Below are 2,817 nucleotides of genomic sequence, written 5' to 3' on the forward strand. Positions count from 1 at the left end.
GCGACGGTCGCAAGGTAACCGACGTGGTCATGGCAGAAACCACCGAAAGCGCCGTCATTGCTCGAATGGTCGGCCGAGAGCTTGCGGCGGCCGAGCACAAGGGGTTTGCGCAAAAGGACGTGGTGCTGGAAGTTTCAGGTCTCTCTCGCGGCACCGCCGTGCGCGACGCCAGTCTCAAGCTGCATCGCGGGGAAGTGCTTGGCATATCGGGCTTGGTCGGGGCGGGCCGCACGGAACTCCTGCGCCTGATCGCTGGCGTCGATAGGCCCGACGCTGGCGAAATCCGCCTCAAAGGCAAGCCACTGTCACTCGGCAACCCTCGCATAGCCATCGCTTCGGGGTTCGGCCTTCTGCCGGAGGAGCGCAAGCGCGAAGGCATCATCGCGCGCCGATCTGTGCGCAGCAATATAGCGCTGCCGTCGATGGGTCGTTTCTCACGGTTCGGTTTCGTGCGTCGCAAGGCCGTTGCCAAGGAGAGCCAAGCGCTCATGGGGGACCTTAATCTCAGGCCCCTCAACATCGAGCGTCCAATCGGCCAGTTTTCCGGCGGCAACCAGCAGAAGGCCATCATCGGCCGCTGGATCGCGGCAGGAGCTCAAATTCTGCTTTTTGATGAGCCAACACGTGGCATCGATGTGGGTGCCAAGGCGGAAATCTATGCACTGATCGAACGCTTGGCGGCCGAGGGTCGGTCGATGATCGTCGTCTCGTCAGAGCTACCCGAAATACTGCGTGTTGCCGATCGGGTTCTCGTCATGCGCGAAGGGCGCATCGCAGGCGTGCTGGAGCGAGACAGCCTCACCGAAGAGGCCATCGTTGCACTGGCCGTGCCGCAATCGTCACCTCAAGCCCCCTCCGTTTCAAGGTCTTAAATCATGTCCGCTTCGAACACTCCCGCTGTGCCCATAAATCAGAAAAAGTTTGCCCTGCCGGTCGGCATTCGCGACGCGGGGACATTGCTTGGACTGGTCGCGATCGTGGTCGTCTTCTCGATCCTCAGCCCCAACTTTCTCACTCAGCCGAACATTCTGAACATTCTGCAGCAGTCATCTATCAATGCCTGTGTGGCGCTCGGCATGACCCTCGTGATTATCGCAGGCGGCATCGATCTATCCGTCGGGCCTACAGCCGCGATCGCAGCAGTGGCGGTTGCCGTGCTGATGGCGGCTGGCGTGCCGATTGCATTGGCGATACCCATTGCGCTGATCTTCGGCATGGCTGCAGGCGCCATCAACGGGGCACTTGTCGCCTTCGGTGGCCTTCAGCCATTTATCGTCACGCTCGGAACCCTGTCTCTCTATCGGGCTATCTCGCTGATCTACACGGGCGGCAATCCGATCTTCGGCATCCCACCGGCCTATAGGGCCCTGACCAACTCGAGCATAATGGGCGTGCCCAATCCGGTTGTGATCGTCGCTGTCCTTGCGGTGACCGTATGGGTGGTGCTGAACAAGACACCTCTTGGCGAATATTTCCTTGCCGTCGGCGGCAATCAGGAAGCATCCCGCATTGCTGGCGTGCCGGTCTCGCTGACCAAGATCGCTAGCTATGTGATTTCGGGTGGCCTGGCTTCTGTCGCTGGCCTGATCCTGGTCGGTCGCCTTGGTGCAGCTGACCCTACCCTTGGCAATCTGTGGGAGCTCGACGCCATAGCGGCCGCGGCAATTGGCGGCGCCTCGCTCATGGGCGGCAAGGGCTCGATTGTCGGCACCTTGCTTGGCGCGGTCATTCTGGGCAGCCTTCGCAACGGTTTGACCCTGCTGAATGTGCAAGCATTCTACCAACTTCTCGCCACTGGCATTATCATCCTCGTCGCGATGCTGATTGATCGCGCGACAAGAGGCCGAGAATGAACATCTCCTTCAATGATCCCAAGACGGTGGGGCCGCGCATCAGGATGATGATGCCCCACCTGACCCCCCTGGAAGCTCGCGTCGTCGACATGATTCTCGGGCGCCAGGATTTTGACGCCACTACGCAGTTGAGAACAATTGCCGATGACGCCGCAGTTTCAGAGGCAATGGTCGTCAAGATAGTGAAGAAGCTGGGGTTCGCTGGCTTCAGGGACTTTCGGGCTGCACTGGACAGCTACAACCGTCTTCCAAACGCGGACCTTCATCAGGAATTGTCACCCGAAGACACCGGCTTGGAGATTGCGCAAAAGGTCTTCCGCACGTCAATTCAGGCGCTTGAAGAGACACTTTCGATTTTCGATCCGGCGGCGTTTGAGCGGGCCGCCGATTTGATCTTCAACGCCAGGCAGCGCGATCTCTACGGTATTGGCGGCTCGGCGCAGATCGCCCGAGACGTTTCCCACAAGCTTTTGCGCATAGGCGTGCGCACCAGCGTATTCGACGACGCACATATGATGTTGATGTCGGCCGCGCTGTTGTCGGACGGTGATCTGGCCATAGGATTCTCGCATTCGGGCACTACGAGCGCTGTGATCGAGCCGCTGGAACTCGCCCGCAAACGCGGAGCTCGTATCATCGTTCTTACCAATTACGCCGGCTCGCCCATCGCCTCGATAGCTGATGTTGTCCTGTGTTCGACAGCGCAAGGCTCGCCGCTGCTTGGCGAGAACGCAGCCGCCCGCATTGCCCAACTCGTGGTCTTCGACGCGGTATTCGCGGCTGTCGCCCAGCGCGATCTTGCGGCGGCGGAGAGAAATCTCGCAGCTACTATGGGCGCGGTCACAAACAAACGGCGACAGACATGACAGACAAGCCCATCGTCGCCGTGGTTGGCAGCCTTCACTACGACATCATGATCGACGCCCCCGATCGCCCGCGCAAGGGCGAGACGGTGACCGGCTAT

General features: G+C 60.1%; 3 protein-coding genes and 1 pseudogene. All 4 read left to right on the forward strand.

The features are described 5' to 3' along the window. The coding region (locus AC0ZT5_RS34975) for an ATP-binding cassette domain-containing protein (RefSeq protein ID WP_488500142.1) at positions 1-872 on the forward strand (872 nt) is incomplete at its 5' end. A gap of 3 nt (positions 873-875) precedes the next feature. Further along, a complete protein-coding gene (locus AC0ZT5_RS34980) occupies positions 876-1,853 on the forward strand; it encodes an ABC transporter permease (protein ID WP_488500143.1) in 978 nt (325 codons plus the stop codon). Next, positions 1,850-2,719 (forward strand): MurR/RpiR family transcriptional regulator, encoded by an 870-nt coding sequence (locus AC0ZT5_RS34985; RefSeq protein ID WP_488500144.1) that lies wholly within the window; start codon positions 1,850-1,852, stop codon positions 2,717-2,719. Before AC0ZT5_RS34980 ends, AC0ZT5_RS34985 begins: the two co-directional genes overlap by 4 nt. Then, positions 2,716-2,817, forward strand: a pseudogene (locus AC0ZT5_RS34990) (ribokinase); the annotation flags it as partial. The gene AC0ZT5_RS34985 and the pseudogene AC0ZT5_RS34990, both read left to right, overlap by 4 nt.

The organism is Mesorhizobium sp. CNPSo 4670 (assembly GCF_057784235.1).

What these genes read in the sequence shown, in the direction of transcription:
- AC0ZT5_RS34985 (WP_488500144.1), top strand. Translation starts at nt 1,850, where the DNA reads ATGAACATCTCCTTCAATGATCCCAAGACGGTGGGGCCGCGCATCAGG.
- AC0ZT5_RS34980 (WP_488500143.1), top strand. Translation starts at nt 876, where the DNA reads ATGTCCGCTTCGAACACTCCCGCTGTGCCCATAAATCAGAAAAAGTTT.